Genomic DNA, 16,016 nt, shown 5'->3' with positions numbered 1-16,016 from the left:
CCGATGGGCGCGGACTACGCCACGCCGTCCACAATGACGTGCCGCGTGCCCGCCGAGCAGCTTTCAATGCGGGCCCGGATGCGATAGACATCGCGCAGCATGGCTGCAGTAATCACCTGCTCGCAAGGCCCGCTGTGCTGCGCCTGGCCGTTGGCGATCACCAGGGCATGGTCGCAGTAGCGCAGCGCCTGGTTGATGTCGTGCAGCGCGATGAACACGATCAGCCCCCGCTCCTGTGCCAGCGAGCGCATGAAGTCCAGCACCTGGATCTGACGGTGCAGGTCGAGCGCGCTGGTGGGCTCGTCCATGAGCAGGATCTCGGGGTCGCGCGCCAGCGTCTGGGCGATGGACACCAGTTGGCGCTGGCCGCCACTGAGTTCCCCCAGATTGCGAAAGGCAAGGTCTGCGATGCCCAGTGACACGGTGATGGCGTCCACCTGTGCCAGTTCGGCATCGCTCACCGCCCAGCCCTGGTGCTGCTGTTTGGCGGCCAGCAGTATGGATTCAACCACCGTGAGCCGCGCGGTTGCGCTGATGTCCTGCGGCATGTAGCAGATGCCCTCGGGCCCCTTGCGGGTGCCCTGCAGCACGATCTGGCCCGGTCCCTTGAGCATGCCGGCCACGCGCTTGAACAGGGTGGATTTGCCCGCCGCATTGGGCCCGATCACTGCCACCACCTGCCCCGCGTGGAAGACGGGGGTGTTGACGTTCGCAAGTACCGTGCGGCTGCCATAGCGCGCGCCCACCCCTTGCAACTGGAGCGTCACCATGAGCGCTCCCTGCGGCCCAGGATGAGCGAGATGAAGAAGGGCACGCCTATGAGCGATGTCACGACGCCGATGGGAAAGATGGCCCCGGGGATCAGCGTTTTGCTGACCACCGAGCTGATCGACAGCAGCAATGCGCCGGTCATGACCGACGCGGGCAGGAAGAACCGCTGGTCCTCGCCGATCAGCATGCGCGCGATGTGCGGGCCAACCAGGCCCACAAAGCCGATGGTGCCCACAAACGCCACCGGGAAGGCAGCCAGAAGGCTGATCAGCACCAGCGTTTGCAGCCGCAGGCGCGCCACGTTGATGCCGAAGCTGGCGGCCTTGTCATCGCCCAGGCGCAGGGCCGTCAGTGCCCAGCTGTTGCGCGCAAAAAGGGGCAGCGTGACCACGAGAACCAGGCAGGTCACACCCAGCTTCGGCCAGGTGGCCTTGGTCAGGCTGCCCATGGTCCAGAACACCACGGCCGCCACGGCCTGCTCGGTGGCGAAATACTGCACCAGCGCCAGCAGCGCATTGAAGGTGAACACCAGCGCAATGCCCAGCAGCACGATGGTCTCGGTGGTCACGCCGCGTTTCATGCTCAGCAGGTGGATCAACCCGGCGGACAGCATCGCCATCACAAAGGCATTCAGCGGCACCACATACCCGGCCACCGTGGGGAACAGGGCAACGCCGAAAGCCAGCCCGAGCGCGGCGCCAAAGCTGGCCGCCGCCGAAATACCCAGCGTAAACGGGCTGGCCAGCGGGTTGTTGAGCGTGGTCTGCATCTGTGCGCCCGCCACCGACAGCGCAGCACCCACAGCCAGCGCCATGAGCGCGGTGGGCAGGCGGATGTCCCACACCACCACGCGCAGTTGCACGGGTACGCTGTCGGGCCACAGCACGGCCTGCACTACGTCCTTCACGCTGTAGCCCACCGGCCCAAGCGCCAGGTCCAGCAGCAGGCTCAAGGTCGTCAGCATGAAAAACCCCAGCAGCAGCCAGCGCTTGCGGCGCACCAGGGCACGGTAGCCAGCCCCCTGGCTTGCAGGGGGTGCCATCGCAGTGGCCGTCATGGGGCAGCCGTGACGGTGGAGGGCGCTGCGGAGGCTGTGGGTGTGGCGCCATCCAGGCTCACGAAGTAACCGGGTTCATAGGGCACGGGCAGAAAGCGTTCGTGCATCTCACGGTAAGTGGCGTCCGGGTCGAGGTCTGTGAACAAGGCCGGGTGGAACCACTTGGCCAACTGCTGGATGGCCACAAACTCGTACGGACTGTTGTAGAACTGGTGCCAGATGGCGTGGAACGCGCGGTCTTGCGCAGCCCGGGTGCCGGTGTAGGCGGGGCGGCGGGTATAGGTCTCCAGCTTGCGCCGGGCCTCTGCCAGGTCGGCACCAGGGCCCACGCCAATCCAGTGGCCGGAGGGTACGTAGGCCTCCCAGTTGGCGCTGGTGACCACGACCTGATCGGGGTTGGAGGCGATTACCTGCTCAGGGTTGAGCTGGCCGAAGGTGCCGGGAATCACGCCCTTGGCAACGTTCGTGCCCCCCGCCACTTCCACGTATTTGCCGAAGTTCTCGTTGCCAAAGCTCAGGCAGCAGTCTTCGGTGTAGCCGCCGATGCGTTCGATGAACACCTTGGGGCGCGGGGGCTGCTCGGCGGCGATGGTGTCTGCCACGCGCCGGATCTGCGCCGTGCGGTAGGCGATGAACTCTTCGGCACGCGCTTCCTTGCCAAACAGCCGGCCCATCAGGCGCATGGTGGGCTCGGTGTTCTCCATGGGGCGATGGCGAAAGTCTACATACACCACCGGAATTCCCAGCGCCGCCAGTTTCTCGATGTAGCGCGCGTCATCGGTGGCCCGTTGGGCCTCGATGTTCAGCAGGATCACATCGGGCTTTTGCGCAATGGCCTGCTCGATGTCGAAGGTGCCGTCTTCAAAGCCCCCAAAGGTGGGAATGTCGGCGATGCGCGGAAATTTCTTGGCGTACGCCGAATAGGTGTCAGGGTCGGCCTGGATCAGGTCCTTGCGCCAGCCCACGATGCGCTGGATCGGGTTGTCCGTATCGAGTGCGGCCACCAGGTACAGCTGCCGCCCTTCGCCCAGGATCACGCGCTGCACAGGCACCCGCACCTGCACGTTGCGCCCCAGCAGGTCGGTCACCGTGACGTGGTGGCTGCTGGAGGTCGGGGGGGATGCAGCGCCTTCGGGGGCTGCGGTCGGGGAAACCAGAAAGATGCCGACGGCGGCGATGCCTGCCAGCACAAGGATAAGAAGCGCGATGCGCCAGCGGTGACCCATTGCCATGTCAAAGACTCTTTGTGAATGAAGGGGTGGGGAGGAAAAAGATGTGATGCGCCGTGGAGGTCATGGCCCGGCAAGGCCGGCTGCGCCTTGCCGGGTGCCGCGCATGCGCAGTACGGCGACGATGACCGCGAGGGCGCAGGCATAGGCCCCCGCTACGAGGAAGTAGGTGGTGTGCAGGCCCAGCAGTTGGGTCAGGCCCCCGCCCAGTGCGATGCCGGCCATGGACGAGAACTGGGCGGTGCTCTGCGCCACGCCCAGAATGCGCCCCTGGTGTTGCCCGCTCGTGGCATGCGAAATCTGGGCCATCAGCACCGGTGTGGTGGCACCCAGCAGCACGCCCCAGGCAAAGTGCAGTGCGATAAAAAAAGCCACGCTGTGAGTAGCCCCCGCCAGCACCATCAGCAAGGCGCAGGCGGCAGCCACCCAGGCCATGCGGACCAGGGCGTCGGAGCCCTGCAAACGCTCGAAGTAGCGCGCCCAGAGCGTGGCCGACACGATGAACCCCATGGAAAGAAGCCCGTAGCACAGGCCCACCACCCAGTTGTCCACGGCAAACACCGAGCGGACATACATCGCAAATGGGGTTTGCGTGAGCATGCGGGCCACCAGCAGGATGCCCAGCACGGCCAGCAGCCCTGCCACTGGGGACGCAAACCAGGACGATGGTTGCAGCGGCGCTGCGTTGCCTGACAAGGGGGGCAGTGATGGCAATTCCGTCACGCCCAGGGCGCTGCCTGCGGCAGGACGACGCGGCAGCAGCACGGCCACGGCCGCAGCGCACAGTGCGCACAGCAGCGCTGCGATGAGGTTGATCCAGAAGAACGTGGCGTGGTCCAGGATGAGTCCGCCCGCCAGCGCCCCCGCCAGCGAGCCCACGTTCGTGGACACCTGCAGGTAGGCAAACAGGCGCCCCCGGACCGCTGGCACCACGGCGCTCACACCGTAGGCCTGCGCCGGTGCCAGATAGCCTGCGCAAGCCCCTTGCAGAAAGCGCAGCGCCAGGACCGTCCAGACATCCTGCGTAAAGGCCAGGGCCAGCTGTGTGATGGCCAGCCCCAGGAGCGCCCGGACCATCATGGGCTTGTGCCCGAAGCGGTCCCCCACCTTGCCCCAGAACGTGCTGGTGAGCGCCACGCCCAGCATGGGGCCCACATACACGGCAATGCCCGCAAACGCCAGCACGCCGGGCGATGCGCCCAGGGACTGCAGGTGCACCGGCCAGAAGGGCCCGCTCATTTCCATGGCGCCCATGGAAATGAGCTGGATCACGAACAGTGCGTGAACCAGGCGGGGCAGGGCGCCGGATGCGGCTGGCGTGGGGGCCATCACACCTTCCCGCAGGTCGGGGGCGCGCCCAGCGGGTTGGGCAGACGGTGCTGCAGGCGGTAGTCTGCGTATTGCTGCAGGTGCATGCGCAACACCGAGCGCGTGGGCCAGGCCGCGTGCAGAAACTGCTCGCGCTCCGCGCGCCACAACTGCGGCTCGACACGCGCCTGCACCGCATCGAAGGCGCCCTCGGTTTCCTCGCGAAGAATCTCCCAGAGCCAGGTAGGGGGCAACTGGTACTCGTGCGTGAGCGCCAGGGCCAGCTCATGCAGATGGCACACAAAACAGGCGTCGAGCACGAAGGTGCGCACGGGTTCGATGTCGTCCCGGAAAACAGTGGGCAGGATGCCCGGGTGCATATAGGGCTGCAGTGTGTAGCCGCGCGCTTCCAGGAGCGGGGCAAACGTGCGTCCGTCGCCAAAGTCCCGGATCAGCAAACCCCGGGGGCTGCCATCCTCGGAACACAGCACGGACGTGTTTTGCTGGTGGGCCTCCAGGCCGATGCCGTAAAGCAGGTAGATCGCGACCACAGGCCGTGTGACGGCGCGCGCGTACTGCCTGAAATACGCGCCCACCGTTTCAGGCGTGGCACGGCCCGCTGCGCGTTCGATCAGTTCCGTCACCAGCGGCCGTGCGTCCAGCGGCGAAGCCGTGAACAAGGTGGCCACCGTGATGGGCAGCAGACCGTCGCTGCGGTCCAGCGCCTGGCGGGCCCCGCGGTAGGCCACCGAGAGGTGCCGCCCCGGGCGGTCCTCCTGGCGGACCGCGTGGCGGTAGTGCAGCGCCACTTCTTCGGGAAAAATTTCAAGGCGGCGGTCAAAGCCGCTTTCCTCGGCCAGGATACGTTCGATCACTGCGCTGATGCGCGGCCCCATGTGGATCGACTTGGCCTGCAGGCTGCGTTGTTCGCTGGTGAGCCACAGCGCCAGGGGCAGCTTGATGAACGGCGTGGCCCCGGGCAGCTGCGGCACCATGGTGCGAAACGACATGGTGGGGCGGGTATCGATGTCGATGCCGTCGGTGATGAGCACACCCTCGGCAATTTCGTCCGCGTAGGCTTCCTTCACGTAGTGCTCCAGGTGCCACGTGTGGATGGGCAGGGGCAGCCAGTCGTCAGCGTTCTGCTGCCGTGCCCGAAGGCTATCGCTCCAGCGCTGCCACACATCTGGGAACTGTTGGGAAAACCAGGTGCGGTAGTCCCGCACATGGGGCATGCGTTCCACATAGGCCATGTCGGCCCGCAGTGCAGCGATGCGCACGGGCACGCACGCATTGAATTCCGGTGACAGCTGTGCGACTTCGGCGGGGCTCAGCTGGGGCTTGGTTTTCCAGGTGGGGTAGAAGGGGTGCCCTTCGAGCGAGCCCCACTGCTCCAGCAGCACCGCGGCATCCCGCGCGGTACGGTGGTGGCGCACATAGTCCACCAGGCCCTTGGAGCCGGTGTCCAAAATGGCTCGTCGCAGTTCTTCGTTCCAGTGGCGGCGGTGGCTGCGTGCCAGCGCGTCATTGGCGACGCTGTTGGCCATGTCGTTCTTGAGCCCGGCGAGGCCCTGGGGCGTGGCGGTGAAGTCAAAACAGGGCGCGAGCAGATCGATGAGCTGGTCGGGTGTGTCGATGGCCGTCTTCTTGCCGCTCGGCTCCACGAGGGTGATCGTGCCGTCGAGCAGGAACGTGCGGGCGGGTGCGGCCCGCAGCGCCGAGAAATACACCAGGGCATGGTGCTCCCACAGCGGGAACCAGGCCGTATCGCCGTGCGGGGCAAAGACCAGTGATCCACTGTCGAGAATGTCCTCGGCGAACAGGCAGCGCACCAGGCGCCGCAGTGCGTTGTGCTGCGCGAGAGCCTGTGCGTCTTGTGGCGGAGGGATCGAGGCCGAGCTGGGTTCTGGCCGGGCCAGGGTATTGGTAGAGAGGTGCATGGGAAAGCAGGGCAGGGCACGCCCGTCAGGCGGGCCAGGTGGATGGGAAGTAGTCGAGCGCCGAGCCGCGCAGGCCCTGCATGTAGTCCACGTTCCAGTCGAAGATCTCCTGGATGTGGGGCAGCGGCACGTCCAGCCGCCGTCCCATTTCCACCAGCACGGCCAGGCCGTAGGCGACATCCTCCTGGAACGCGCGGCTGTCCTTGTCGATCACGTAGCCGGGTTGGCCAGCGGCCTGCACCATCGGGGCTTCGATCGCGTCATAGGCCTGGTTGGAGCGCAGCACGGACAGCAGCGTGCGGGGGTCGCGTACCTGGTCTCCGTAGGCTTCGACGATCTCCTGGTGCAGGGGTTTGACCGACGACAGGTTGATGCCCAGGCGTTGCTCGGCGGCCTTGCACAGCCGCTGGTTTTCTTCGTCGCTGCGCGCGAGGAAATACGCGCCCAGCTCGGTGCAGTCCGTCCACCAGCAGACGGGGGCGGGAAAGGGGCGTCCATGCGACTGGCTGTAGGGGCCCGCCAATCCATAGACCACCGAGCTGTGCATGATGGGATTGCCCGGCGTCAGCGTGATTTCGAGGTAGTGGTCGAGCAACTCCACCGGTGCTGCGTACAGGCGCTGCAGCATCCGTTGCAGGGCTGTGCGTGCGCTGGCGCCCTCTCGGGCGTGGGTGCCCACGTGCAGCAACTGCTTGGCGCCCCCCATGCGCACCGAAACACCGGGATGCAGGTCGTACGCGGTGTGGGGCACGTCCTTCATGCCCCAGATCACCGCGTTGGGCCGTTCTGCCAGGATCTGCTCGGCCAGCCAGTCAAAGCCGCAAAAGCCCGGGATGGCCCCCACATACACGGGTTTGTCGCGCGGCAGCGCCTGCACCATGCCGCGCAGCCAGGCGGCGCGCACGTGGGCCGGCACGGTGAGGATCACAAGGTCTGCGTTGGCGACCAGGGTGGCATCGTGGCCCACTGTGTCCAGCCGCGCCCGCAGCGGGGGCGAGTCCGGCACCAAGGCGGTCAGGCCGTAGGGACTCTTCTGGTGGCGCGCGATGACGTCCTGCCGCGTGGTGAGTAGCGACACGCGAACGCCGGGCACCTGCTTGAACAGCACCGCGTTCAGGTGCCCCGTTCGACCGCCGCCGCAGACAACCACGTCCAGGTCTTGCATGGCACCCACGTTCAGGCCACCTTCAGCCGGTCGTTGGCACGCGGCAGTTCGTCCACCACGTCCTTGGCCAGCCAGCCGTCGAGCTGCGCCCAGACCGTGGGGTCGATGATGTTGCGCTCCTTGAGCCATGCCTCGTTGAACACGGTGTGCAGGTACTTCTCGCCCCCGTCCGCCACCACCGCCACCACGTTGCCCGCGATCATGCCGCTGTGGATGAACTCCAGGGCCTTGTAGAGCACGCCGCCGGTGGATCCGCCCACCAGCAGGCCCGTGTGCTGCGCGAAGTAGCGGGCGGTTTCAAAGGCCTGTGCATCGGTCACCTGCACGCCCAGATCGATGCAGCTGTAGTCCAGCACCAGGCCCACGGTGTCTCCCTTGGGCGTGCCCGTGCCCGACTGGTAGTACGGCCGCCCTGGCTGCCCAAAGATGATGGAACCTGCAGGCTCGACCGCGATGGTGCGGGTGCGGGGGTTGTGCAGCTTGAGCCCGCGTGCAATGCCCGTCATCGAGCCGCCCGTGCCCACGCAGCCCACATACGCGTCCACCGGGCCTTGGACCTGGTCGATCACTTCGCGCACGAAGTCGAAGTAGCCGCCCGCATTGGCCACGTTGTCCGACTGGTTCATGAACACCGCACCGGGAATCTTGGAGGCCACCTCGGCCGCCAGGCGCTGGCGCTCCACCACGGCCACCTCGTCCTCGCGGTAGTCACCCTCTACGTAGCGGATCTCCGCGCCCAGTGCGCGCATCACGGCGATCTTGTCGGGCGCGGCATGGTGGTCTACCACCGCGATAAAGCGCAGGCCGAACTCGATGGCGGCAATGGCCAGTCCAATGCCGGTGTTGCCTGACGAAGACTCCACCACCACGCCCCCGGGCTGCAGGCGGCCGGAGCGCATCGCCGCGACGATCATGTTGCGCGCCATGCGGTCCTTGATGCTCCCGCCCGGGTTGTTCTTCTCGATCTTGAGCAGCAGCCGCGTTTTCTTCGAAGGAATCGGGATGCCCAGGATGGGCGTGTTTCCGATCAGGTCCGTCACTTTGCTGAGAATCATGTCTTTACTCCGTTCGGTCGTCGTCTGGCGAAAAGGCCATGGCACCTGCCGCAGTGTGGGTGACTGCAATGCGGCGGGGCATGGGATGGCGGTGAAACTCGTTTTCCAGCAGGTCCATCTGGTAGCCCGCTGTGTTGGCATACACCAGCAGGTCACCTGCCTGCGGTACACGCGCAAAGCCGATCCAGCGGTGGGTCAGAACATCGTCGTCCAGGCAGCTGTGCCCGGCGATGTAGGCATGGCAAGCCTGTGGCGGTGCGGGGGGCGATCCGTTGGCACTCCCTGGCACCAGCACCGGGTCCACCAGGAACTCGGAGCCGAACCAGGTCTCGCAGGCGCTGAAGCTGCTGCCTTCCACAAAGATCACATACCGTCCGTCGGCCAGCGGTTTCACCTGCGTGGCGCGAAAGACCGAAATGGCGGCCTGGTCCACCAGGCTGCGCCCGGGTTCGATGGCCAGTGTCAGGCCTGCCGCGTTCAGGGCCTGTGCCACGGTCATGCCCTCCGTGCACGCCGAGCACAGCAGTTGCTCCATCCACATGCAGGCGTCCACAGGCCCGCCATAGGGGTAGAACGATGTGGGCACCTTGCCGTTGCGGTAGTGCGCGCCATCCTGCGCTGCGAGAAAAGCGCTGTAGGCGGCGGTGTCCACATACCGGATGGGCAGGCCACCGCCGATGTCCAGCATCCGGGCGTTCAGCCCCATGCGGCGGGCTTCATGCACCCAGGGCAGCAGCTCGCGCACGGCCTGCACACGCGGCTCGACCGCATAGCCCGACAGATGAAAGTGAAAGCCCTCCAGAACCATGCTTGCCTCTGGTTTTGCCAATCGGGCAAGGCCCGCGCGCAGGTCGCCAGCGTCCATGCCAAAGCGACTGGTGGCCAAGGCCTGGGGCCGGTAGCGCAGCAGCACACGCGCCCGCTGGCCCGCGCCAGCAGACTGCAGGCAGTGATCCAGATCCTGCAACTCCTGCAGCGAGTCGATGGAAATGAGGGATGCGTTGTCCAGCAGCAGCTTGTGGAACGCCCGGGTCTTGGCCGGGCCGGTGGCGCACAGCCGCGTGGGGTCTGCACCAGCACGCAGTGCGTCATCTGCCTCGTAGAGGCTGGATACGTCCACGCCGATGCCAGCCTGCACGGCCGCGCGGACCAGGGCGGGCGACTTGTTGACCTTGGCCCCGTAAAAGATCTCAAAGGGCATGGGGTGGGACTGCAGCACGGCCACCAGCTTGCGCACGTTGTCTTCCAGCCGCTGCGGCCAGACGAGGTGCAGCGGCGAGCCGTATTGGGCAACCAGGCCCGGCAGCATCGCGGGTGATGCGTGCACCAGTGCTGCCACCGCTTCATCCAGCAGCGGTGGCAGGGCTGGGTACACCTTGGCTGCCGTGGCCGCTGGCGGGGGCTGCGGCGTTGGCGCAGCCGCGGGTACAGGGGGTGCATGCCGGTGCGCCGCCGTAACTTTGTTCATGCCCGCCAGGTCCGCCAACTCACCATGGTGCTGGGCTCGCATGGTGGTGCCTCAGAAATCAACGGTGGCCGACACCACAAGGGAACGTGGCGCACCCTGCACCAGGCTGCCGTACTGCGATACGCTGGCCCAGTAAGCGCGGTCTGCCACGTTGCGCAGGTTGGCACGGAACGTCGTGGGCTTGCCGGCGATCTGTGTGCGGTAGCGGGCGCCCAGGTCTGCGGTGGTCCACGATGGAATGCCCAGCGTGTTCGCGCGGTCCACATACTGCTTTCCGGTGTGGGTGATACCCCCGCTCAGTGCCAGGCCCGGCACCCAGGGCAGATCCCACTCCAGCCCCAGGTTGGCTTGCACCGAGGGGACGCCGATGGCTTTCTTGCCCTGCGTGGCCGCGCTGTTGGTCTGGCTCAGCACACCTTGCAGCAGCGTCACGCCGCCGGTGACGGACACGCCAGACACCACACGGCCGGAGGCGTTCAGTTCCACCCCCCGATTGCGCTGCTTGGCATCCACTGCGAACAGGCCGTTGGTCTGCTGGCCGCTGGGCTTGGTGATCTCGAACAGGCTCAGCGAGCTGATCATCCGGCCCCATTCGAACTTGGCGCCGATTTCCTTTTGTTTGGCCTTGTAGGGCGCAAACACCTCGCCCGCGTTGGAGGCCGTGGCCGGAGCGATGTCGCCCTTGCTGAGGCCTTCGATGTAGTTGGCGTAGAGCGATACGTTCTGCCAGGGCTTGACCACCAGGCCCGCCAGCGGCGTCGCTGCGCTCTGGTCGTACGACGAGGCGACGGCGCCCGTGGTGGTGTTGAAGTTGTCGGATTCCACACGCTGGCGGCGCACGCCCAGCAGCACCTGCACCCGGTCGTCCAGCATCGACAGGGTGTCGGCCAGCGCGATGCTGGACAGCTCTGTGTCGGCCACCCGCGCGACCTGGGCCGGGGCGGCCACGTTCTGCGCCGGGCTGTTCACCGGCGCGTAGATGTTGGACAACACGGTGGTGCCGTTGACGGAACCACGACCCAGGCGGTCGTGGTAGGTGCTGGCCTGCAGCGTGACCGTGTGGCGGACGCCGCCGGTGGCGAACTTGGTGCGCAGCCCGGCGTCCGCCGTGCTCCGGTCCACCTCGAACTGAAAGCGTTGCGGCAACGTGCTGGTGTCGCCCTGCACATTGAGCAGGGTGGGGTTGCCAAAGAGCCGGTCTACCCGTGTGCGTCCGCCGCCTGCGTTGGCGAACGCGGTGGTCTGGTCGTTCAGGTCGTATTCCAGGCGCAGCAGCAGGGAGCGGTCGGTGGTTTCAAACCATTCCCAGGGCTGACTCACGTTGCGCCGGCCATCGGGTGCGGCCGGTACGGCCGTGGCCCCTGCGGCCAGAAACGGCCGACGCTGTGGCGCATCGACACTTTCCTTCTGCGCGATGGCGTCCATGGTGGCGCGCAGCCGTTCTCCCTGGTAGTCGAGCGCGATCGCTCCCACGTCCGCCTTGCGCGACTGGTTGTCCAGCAGCGTGTCGCCCTGGTGGTGGCTGCCGTTGATGCGCACGCCCCACTGGCGTTCGGGGCCAAACCGGCGGCTCAGGTCGATCTGGCCACCCCCCTGTGCGGAGGGGCCAACGTCGGCGGAGATGCGTGTGAGCGGGGCGCTGGTGGCACGCTTGGGCACGATGTTGATGGTGCCGCCCACGCTGCTGGCCGGGGACATGCCAAACAGCAGCGCTGCGGGCCCTTTGACCAGCTCGATGCGCTCCGCATAGTCGGCCAGCACGCGGTAGTTGGGGGCGATGCCATAGACGCCGTCAAAGGCGATTTCGCCCGAGTTCTGGTCGCCCACCGGGAAGCCGCGGATGAAGAACGAGTCCAGCTGGTCGCCGGAGTGGCCCGAGAGCCGGACCGCCGAATCGTTCTTCACGATGTCGGCAATGGTGACGGCCTGTTGGTCCTGCACCATCTGCGAGGTGTAGCTGGTGGCGCTGAGCGGTGCGTTCAGGGTGTCGGTGTTGCCCAGCAGCCCCAGCCGGCCGCCGCGCGCTGTGTGCCCGTTGCCGATGGTGGCGGGCAGCCCTGCATCGCCGTCTGCCGCGACCTGGACCTCGGGCAGGGCACGGGGGCGGTCGGCGGCGTCCGGAGATGCGGTCTGAGCGCCTGCCGGGGCCATGATGCCGGCCGTGACCAGACTGGCGAGCGCCAGGCGTGTGGCTGCCGCGAGGGGGTGAAGGGGGGCCGCGCGAGCGGCGTCCATCGAAGAAGAAGAAGGCAGAGAGCCTGGCACGGTCGGTGGCAGCACAGTGGTTCCTTGAGGGGGCAGGAGGCTGGCTGGCGACGGCTGGCTGCTTGGGGCGCATGGCAATGCACCGTATGGCAAAAATTATAAACAAGAATTATTCGCATTTGATGGATTTTTTGCTTGCACTTGCAACAGGACCGCGCTGCCCACCCTCCGCAGAGTCCGTGCCCTGCGGCGTTTACGATAGGCGGCTGCCCCTGCTTGCCGCAGGGCGCTCGTTTCCTTCAAGGTGCTGCCGCCGCGCCCGCCATTTCCATGAATTCCTGCATCGACTTCAGTGCCGCGCTGGCCCCGTCAGCGCCCCGCCTTCGCCATGCCTTCCGCGCGCCCCGCGCCGTGCTGTCGGCCCGTGACCTGGCCGAGGTGCGCCTCGTTCTCGATGCCGTGTTTGCTTCCGCACAGGCAGGCGCATGGTGCGTGGGCTACGTGCGCTACGAGGCGGCTCCGGCCTTCGATGCAGCCTTGCAGGTGCATGCCGCCCAGGGGCCGCTGGCCTGGTTTGCCGTCCATGACGAAGCGCTGCCGTGGCCTGGGGATGCCGCGGCCGATGTCGCCCATGTGGAGTGGGCCTCGGGCCCCTCGCGCCCGGAATTCGATGCAGCCCTGGCCCGCATTCACCAGGCCATCGGCGATGGCGAGCTGTACCAGGTCAACTACACCGCACCGCTGTCGGGCCCGTTGCTGCAGGGCAGTGCACAGGCCTTGTTCCAGGCTTTGCAGCGCTCGCAGCCCGGCGGCTATGCCGCGTTCATCGACACCGGCAACGAACAGGTGCTTTCGGTGTCGCCCGAATTGTTCTTTGACTGGGAAAGCGGAGCCCATGGTGACCCGGCGGGTGGAGCCATCCTGGCGCGCCCCATGAAAGGCACCGCGCCACGTGGCGCCACGCCTGCGCAGGATGTTGCCAACGTTGAGCACCTGCGCTCGTCGCCCAAGGAGCGGGCTGAGAACGTGATGATCGTGGACCTGCTGCGCAACGACATATCCCGCATCGCGCTGCCGCACAGCGTGCGTGTGCCCGCGCTGTTTGCCACCGAAGCCCTGCCCACCGTGTGGCAGATGACGTCGGACGTGACGGCCCGCACGCGGCCCGGTACCACGCTGACCGACGTGTTTGCTGCGCTGTTTCCCTGCGGCTCCATCACCGGTGCGCCCAAGGTGCGCGCCATGCAGATGATCCATGCGGTGGAGCCCGCGCCGCGCGGCGTGTACTGCGGCGCCGTGGGCGTGGTGCGGCCTGTGGGTGCCGCCGGGGCGGATGGGCAGCACCGCGTGGCGGCCACCTTCAACGTACCCATTCGCACCGTGGTGCTGCGCACCGACGGCGGCCACACCCAGGCCACCTGCGGCATTGGCAGTGGCATCACCTCGGGGGCGCAAGCGGACGCCGAATGGAACGAGTGGCGCCACAAGCGCGCCTTCGTGGAGCGTGCGAGCCAGCCTTTTGACCTGCTGGAAACTTTGGCGCTGGTGGACGGCCAGTGGCGCCATCTGCCCGAACACCTGGCGCGACTGCAGGCGGCGGCGGTGCATTTTGGCTACCCCTTTGATGACAAGCTGGTCGAGCAGTGCGTGCGGATGCTGGCAGCGGGACATGGCGCAGGCCTCTGGCGTGTGCGCCTGCTGCTCAATGCCGCAGGTGAGCCCCGGGCCGAGGCCTTTGCACTGGCCCCCACGCCCGAGCCCGTGCGCCTGCAGCTGGCGCGCAGCCCACTACCGGAGGCCCATGGCGAATTCGTGCGCCACAAGACCACGCGCCGCGCGCACTACGCGGCCTTTGCGCCCACGGCCGCCGGGGTGTTCGACACGGTGTTGTGGAACGAGGCGGGTGAGATCACCGAAAGTACCTTCGGCAATATCGCCCTGCTGCTCGATGGCCGCTGGGTCACGCCGCCGCTGGCCTGTGGCCTGCTGCCCGGCGTGGGCCGCGCGGTGGCGCTGCGCGAGGGGCGTGTGACAGAAGCCGTGGTGCGGCTGCAGGACCTGCCCCGCGTGCAGGGCTGGGCGTTCATCAACAGCCTGCGCGGCTGGTTGGCTGCGGAGTTGGTGGCAGAAGACCCAGGCTGATGCATCAGGGCACCCGCCGGGCTTTTGGGGCACAGCGTTTTGCTATCAAAATAATAGCTATCAATGACTATGGATAAGCGATAGGGCCGAATTTATTCAAAAATTGCCGCCGCTGGTTCAGAGCCGCTCCTTGGCGTATGAGCCCCGGTCCATATCGACGATCTCCACGCTCAGCTGCACCATCACGCCCTGGGGCTTGGGCGTGCGTTCGCGCAGCACGGCGGCGATGCGGTCGGACAGCTCCTTCTTGGCCTCGGGCGTGCGGCCCGCGAGCAGGCGCAGTTGGGCATGCACAAAAGCGCGGTTGGCGGGCGCGATGCCGATCTCGAAGCTGTCGGCCACGATGAAGCGGGTCTTCAGGTCCGCCTCGTCCTGCACCTGGGGGTGGGCGCACAGGGTGGCATTCAGGGCCGTCAGCGTTTCGGCCTCTGGGTAGTGGGGCAGGTTGGCCGAGTATTCAATGGTCAGGTGGGGCATGGAGGGGGTCCGGTTCGGTCGAGTGAATTCACTTCAAAGCCATGGTAGACAGGTTCTAAGAACCTGTTCAAGATCTTTTCAGGGTCGCACAAGGCCCGTTCCCGAAGGGTTGGAGCGAAATCGGGCTGACGAACTTGGAAGTGTTTGGCGCCCCGGCTGCTTGCATGGGCATGAGCCCATGCGGCGCCTCCGAAGCATCCACGTCCATCACGATGGCACTCCAATGCGATCCCCGAAAAGATTCTGAACAGGTTCTTAAGCCAGCAACCCTTGGGCCGTCAGTGGCACCCAGCAGTTTAAGCCGCCGTTAAGCAAGGCTGCTGACTATCACGCGGCTGCTTGCAGCAGCTTGTTTTTCATCAACTTGTTGTTCCTTAAGAGCCATGACACCCCCCTTCTTGATCCAAAAAACCACATTGTTTGCCCTCCTGCTGTGCGCCGCCACCTGGGCCAGCGCCGAGGGCGCCCACCCGCACTGGGAATACAAGGGCAAACACGGCGCCGCCCACTGGGGCGCGCTGGAGCCTGGTTTTGAGGCCTGTGCACGTGGTGCGGCGCAAAGCCCCATCGACATTCGCAATACCGTGAAAGAGGCGCTGCCTGCGCTGGATTTCCAGTACACGGCAGGTGCCCCCACGCTGGTCAACAACGGGCACACGGTGCAGGTGAACATGCCTGCGGGCAGCAAGCTGGTGGTGGACGGCAAGGCGATGGAGCTGCTGCAGTTCCACTTCCACACCCCCAGCGAAGAGGCCATTGGCGGCAAGCACGCGGCCATGGTGGCCCACTTTGTGCACAAGGCTGCGGACGGAGGACTGGGCGTGGTGGCGGTGCTGATCCAGCCGGGCAAGACGAATGCGGCCTGGGCCCCCATCTTTGCGCACCTGCCGCGTGTGGGTGAGCAGCTGACGGTGGACGGGCTCACGCTGGACGCCAGCACCCTGTTGCCCGCCAAGAAGGGTTACTACAGCTTTGCAGGGTCGTTGACCACGCCGCCCTGTTCCGAAGGCGTGCAGTGGATGGTGCTCAAGGAACCCGTGAAACTGGGTGCCCAGCAGATCAAGGCGTTCCGCCAGCTCTATAACGCCAACGCGCGCCCAGTGCAGCCGCTCAATGGCCGCATCGTGAAAGAAAGCACCTGACTGTGACCAGCCGGTCCGCGGGTTCCAGGGGGCGGCTGAGTCGCAGGTCGATGTTCA

Annotated in this window: 12 protein-coding genes; 2 read left to right on the top strand and 10 right to left on the bottom strand. The window is 66.4% G+C overall.

Annotated features, from left to right (window positions below; all coding sequences use genetic code 11):
- Nucleotides 1-14 precede the first annotated feature (14 nt).
- The 9 genes from ACQ4MJ_RS15345 to ACQ4MJ_RS15305 are packed head-to-tail and all read right to left on the bottom strand — an operon-like array spanning nt 15 to nt 12,273.
- On the bottom strand, nt 15-770 hold the full coding sequence (locus ACQ4MJ_RS15345) for an ABC transporter ATP-binding protein (RefSeq protein ID WP_431152075.1): 756 nt from the start codon (nt 768-770) through the stop codon (nt 15-17).
- Entirely contained in the window at nt 764-1,828 is a 1,065-nt protein-coding gene (locus ACQ4MJ_RS15340) for a FecCD family ABC transporter permease (RefSeq protein WP_431152076.1), read from the bottom strand. The genes ACQ4MJ_RS15345 and ACQ4MJ_RS15340 overlap by 7 nt, the downstream gene beginning before the upstream one ends.
- The gene (locus tag ACQ4MJ_RS15335; protein ID WP_431152077.1) at nt 1,825-3,060 is read right to left on the bottom strand and encodes an ABC transporter substrate-binding protein; all 1,236 of its coding nucleotides are present in this window, start codon (nt 3,058-3,060) and stop codon (nt 1,825-1,827) included. Before ACQ4MJ_RS15335 ends, ACQ4MJ_RS15340 begins: the two co-directional genes overlap by 4 nt.
- A 60-nt stretch (nt 3,061-3,120) precedes the next feature.
- Entirely contained in the window at nt 3,121-4,386 is a 1,266-nt protein-coding gene (locus tag ACQ4MJ_RS15330; RefSeq protein ID WP_431152078.1) for an MFS transporter, read from the bottom strand.
- Nucleotides 4,386-6,305 (bottom strand): IucA/IucC family protein, encoded by a 1,920-nt coding sequence (locus ACQ4MJ_RS15325; protein WP_431152079.1) that lies wholly within the window; start codon nt 6,303-6,305, stop codon nt 4,386-4,388. The genes ACQ4MJ_RS15330 and ACQ4MJ_RS15325 overlap by 1 nt, the downstream gene beginning before the upstream one ends.
- Before the next feature lie 25 nt (nt 6,306-6,330).
- Nucleotides 6,331-7,470 (bottom strand): NAD/NADP octopine/nopaline dehydrogenase family protein, encoded by a 1,140-nt coding sequence (locus tag ACQ4MJ_RS15320; RefSeq protein WP_431153060.1) that lies wholly within the window; start codon nt 7,468-7,470, stop codon nt 6,331-6,333.
- A gap of 11 nt (nt 7,471-7,481) precedes the next feature.
- The gene (locus tag ACQ4MJ_RS15315) at nt 7,482-8,525 is read right to left on the bottom strand and encodes a PLP-dependent cysteine synthase family protein (protein WP_431152080.1); all 1,044 of its coding nucleotides are present in this window, start codon (nt 8,523-8,525) and stop codon (nt 7,482-7,484) included.
- Between the two features lie 4 nt (nt 8,526-8,529).
- Complete coding sequence (locus ACQ4MJ_RS15310; RefSeq protein ID WP_431152081.1) at nt 8,530-10,035, bottom strand: Y4yA family PLP-dependent enzyme; 1,506 nt, start codon at nt 10,033-10,035, stop codon at nt 8,530-8,532.
- Between the two features lie 9 nt (nt 10,036-10,044).
- Nucleotides 10,045-12,273: a TonB-dependent receptor gene (locus tag ACQ4MJ_RS15305; RefSeq protein WP_431152082.1), complete on the bottom strand. Its 2,229-nt coding sequence runs from the start codon at nt 12,271-12,273 to the stop codon at nt 10,045-10,047.
- 255 nt (nt 12,274-12,528) lie between these two features.
- Here ACQ4MJ_RS15305 and ACQ4MJ_RS15300 point away from each other — a divergent pair, with 255 nt between their 5' ends.
- Nucleotides 12,529-14,340: a chorismate-binding protein gene (locus ACQ4MJ_RS15300; protein WP_431152083.1), complete on the top strand. Its 1,812-nt coding sequence runs from the start codon at nt 12,529-12,531 to the stop codon at nt 14,338-14,340.
- Nucleotides 14,341-14,457: 117 nt separating this feature from the next.
- On the opposite strand, the gene ACQ4MJ_RS15295 is transcribed toward ACQ4MJ_RS15300, so the two are convergent.
- Complete coding sequence (locus ACQ4MJ_RS15295; protein ID WP_121507342.1) at nt 14,458-14,817, bottom strand: 5-carboxymethyl-2-hydroxymuconate Delta-isomerase; 360 nt, start codon at nt 14,815-14,817, stop codon at nt 14,458-14,460.
- Nucleotides 14,818-15,200: 383 nt separating this feature from the next.
- On the opposite strand from ACQ4MJ_RS15295, the gene ACQ4MJ_RS15290 reads away from it, so the two are divergent.
- On the top strand, nt 15,201-15,959 hold the full coding sequence (locus ACQ4MJ_RS15290; protein WP_121507341.1) for a carbonic anhydrase: 759 nt from the start codon (nt 15,201-15,203) through the stop codon (nt 15,957-15,959).
- Nucleotides 15,960-16,016 lie beyond the last annotated feature (57 nt).

The sequence above is a fragment of the Acidovorax facilis genome (assembly GCF_050626955.1).
Classification (GTDB): Bacteria; Pseudomonadota; Gammaproteobacteria; order Burkholderiales; family Burkholderiaceae_C; genus Acidovorax; species Acidovorax facilis.
The sequence above is the reverse complement of the archived record's forward strand: the minus strand, read 5'-3'. Positions and strand labels throughout refer to the sequence as shown.

Bases quoted from the DNA above. Each gene is read 5' to 3' on its own strand.
- ACQ4MJ_RS15340 (WP_431152076.1), bottom strand. From the start codon at position 1,828: ATGACGGCCACTGCGATGGCACCCCCTGCAAGCCAGGGGGCTGGCTAC.
- ACQ4MJ_RS15330 (WP_431152078.1), bottom strand. From the start codon at position 4,386: ATGGCCCCCACGCCAGCCGCATCCGGCGCCCTGCCCCGCCTGGTTCAC.
- ACQ4MJ_RS15315 (WP_431152080.1), bottom strand. From the start codon at position 8,525: ATGATTCTCAGCAAAGTGACGGACCTGATCGGAAACACGCCCATCCTG.
- ACQ4MJ_RS15335 (WP_431152077.1), bottom strand. From the start codon at position 3,060: ATGGCAATGGGTCACCGCTGGCGCATCGCGCTTCTTATCCTTGTGCTG.
- ACQ4MJ_RS15290 (WP_121507341.1), top strand. From the start codon at position 15,201: ATGACACCCCCCTTCTTGATCCAAAAAACCACATTGTTTGCCCTCCTG.
- ACQ4MJ_RS15320 (WP_431153060.1), bottom strand. From the start codon at position 7,470: ATGCAAGACCTGGACGTGGTTGTCTGCGGCGGCGGTCGAACGGGGCAC.
- ACQ4MJ_RS15310 (WP_431152081.1), bottom strand. From the start codon at position 10,035: ATGCGAGCCCAGCACCATGGTGAGTTGGCGGACCTGGCGGGCATGAAC.
- ACQ4MJ_RS15325 (WP_431152079.1), bottom strand. From the start codon at position 6,305: ATGCACCTCTCTACCAATACCCTGGCCCGGCCAGAACCCAGCTCGGCC.
- ACQ4MJ_RS15345 (WP_431152075.1), bottom strand. From the start codon at position 770: ATGGTGACGCTCCAGTTGCAAGGGGTGGGCGCGCGCTATGGCAGCCGC.
- ACQ4MJ_RS15295 (WP_121507342.1), bottom strand. From the start codon at position 14,817: ATGCCCCACCTGACCATTGAATACTCGGCCAACCTGCCCCACTACCCA.
- ACQ4MJ_RS15300 (WP_431152083.1), top strand. From the start codon at position 12,529: ATGAATTCCTGCATCGACTTCAGTGCCGCGCTGGCCCCGTCAGCGCCC.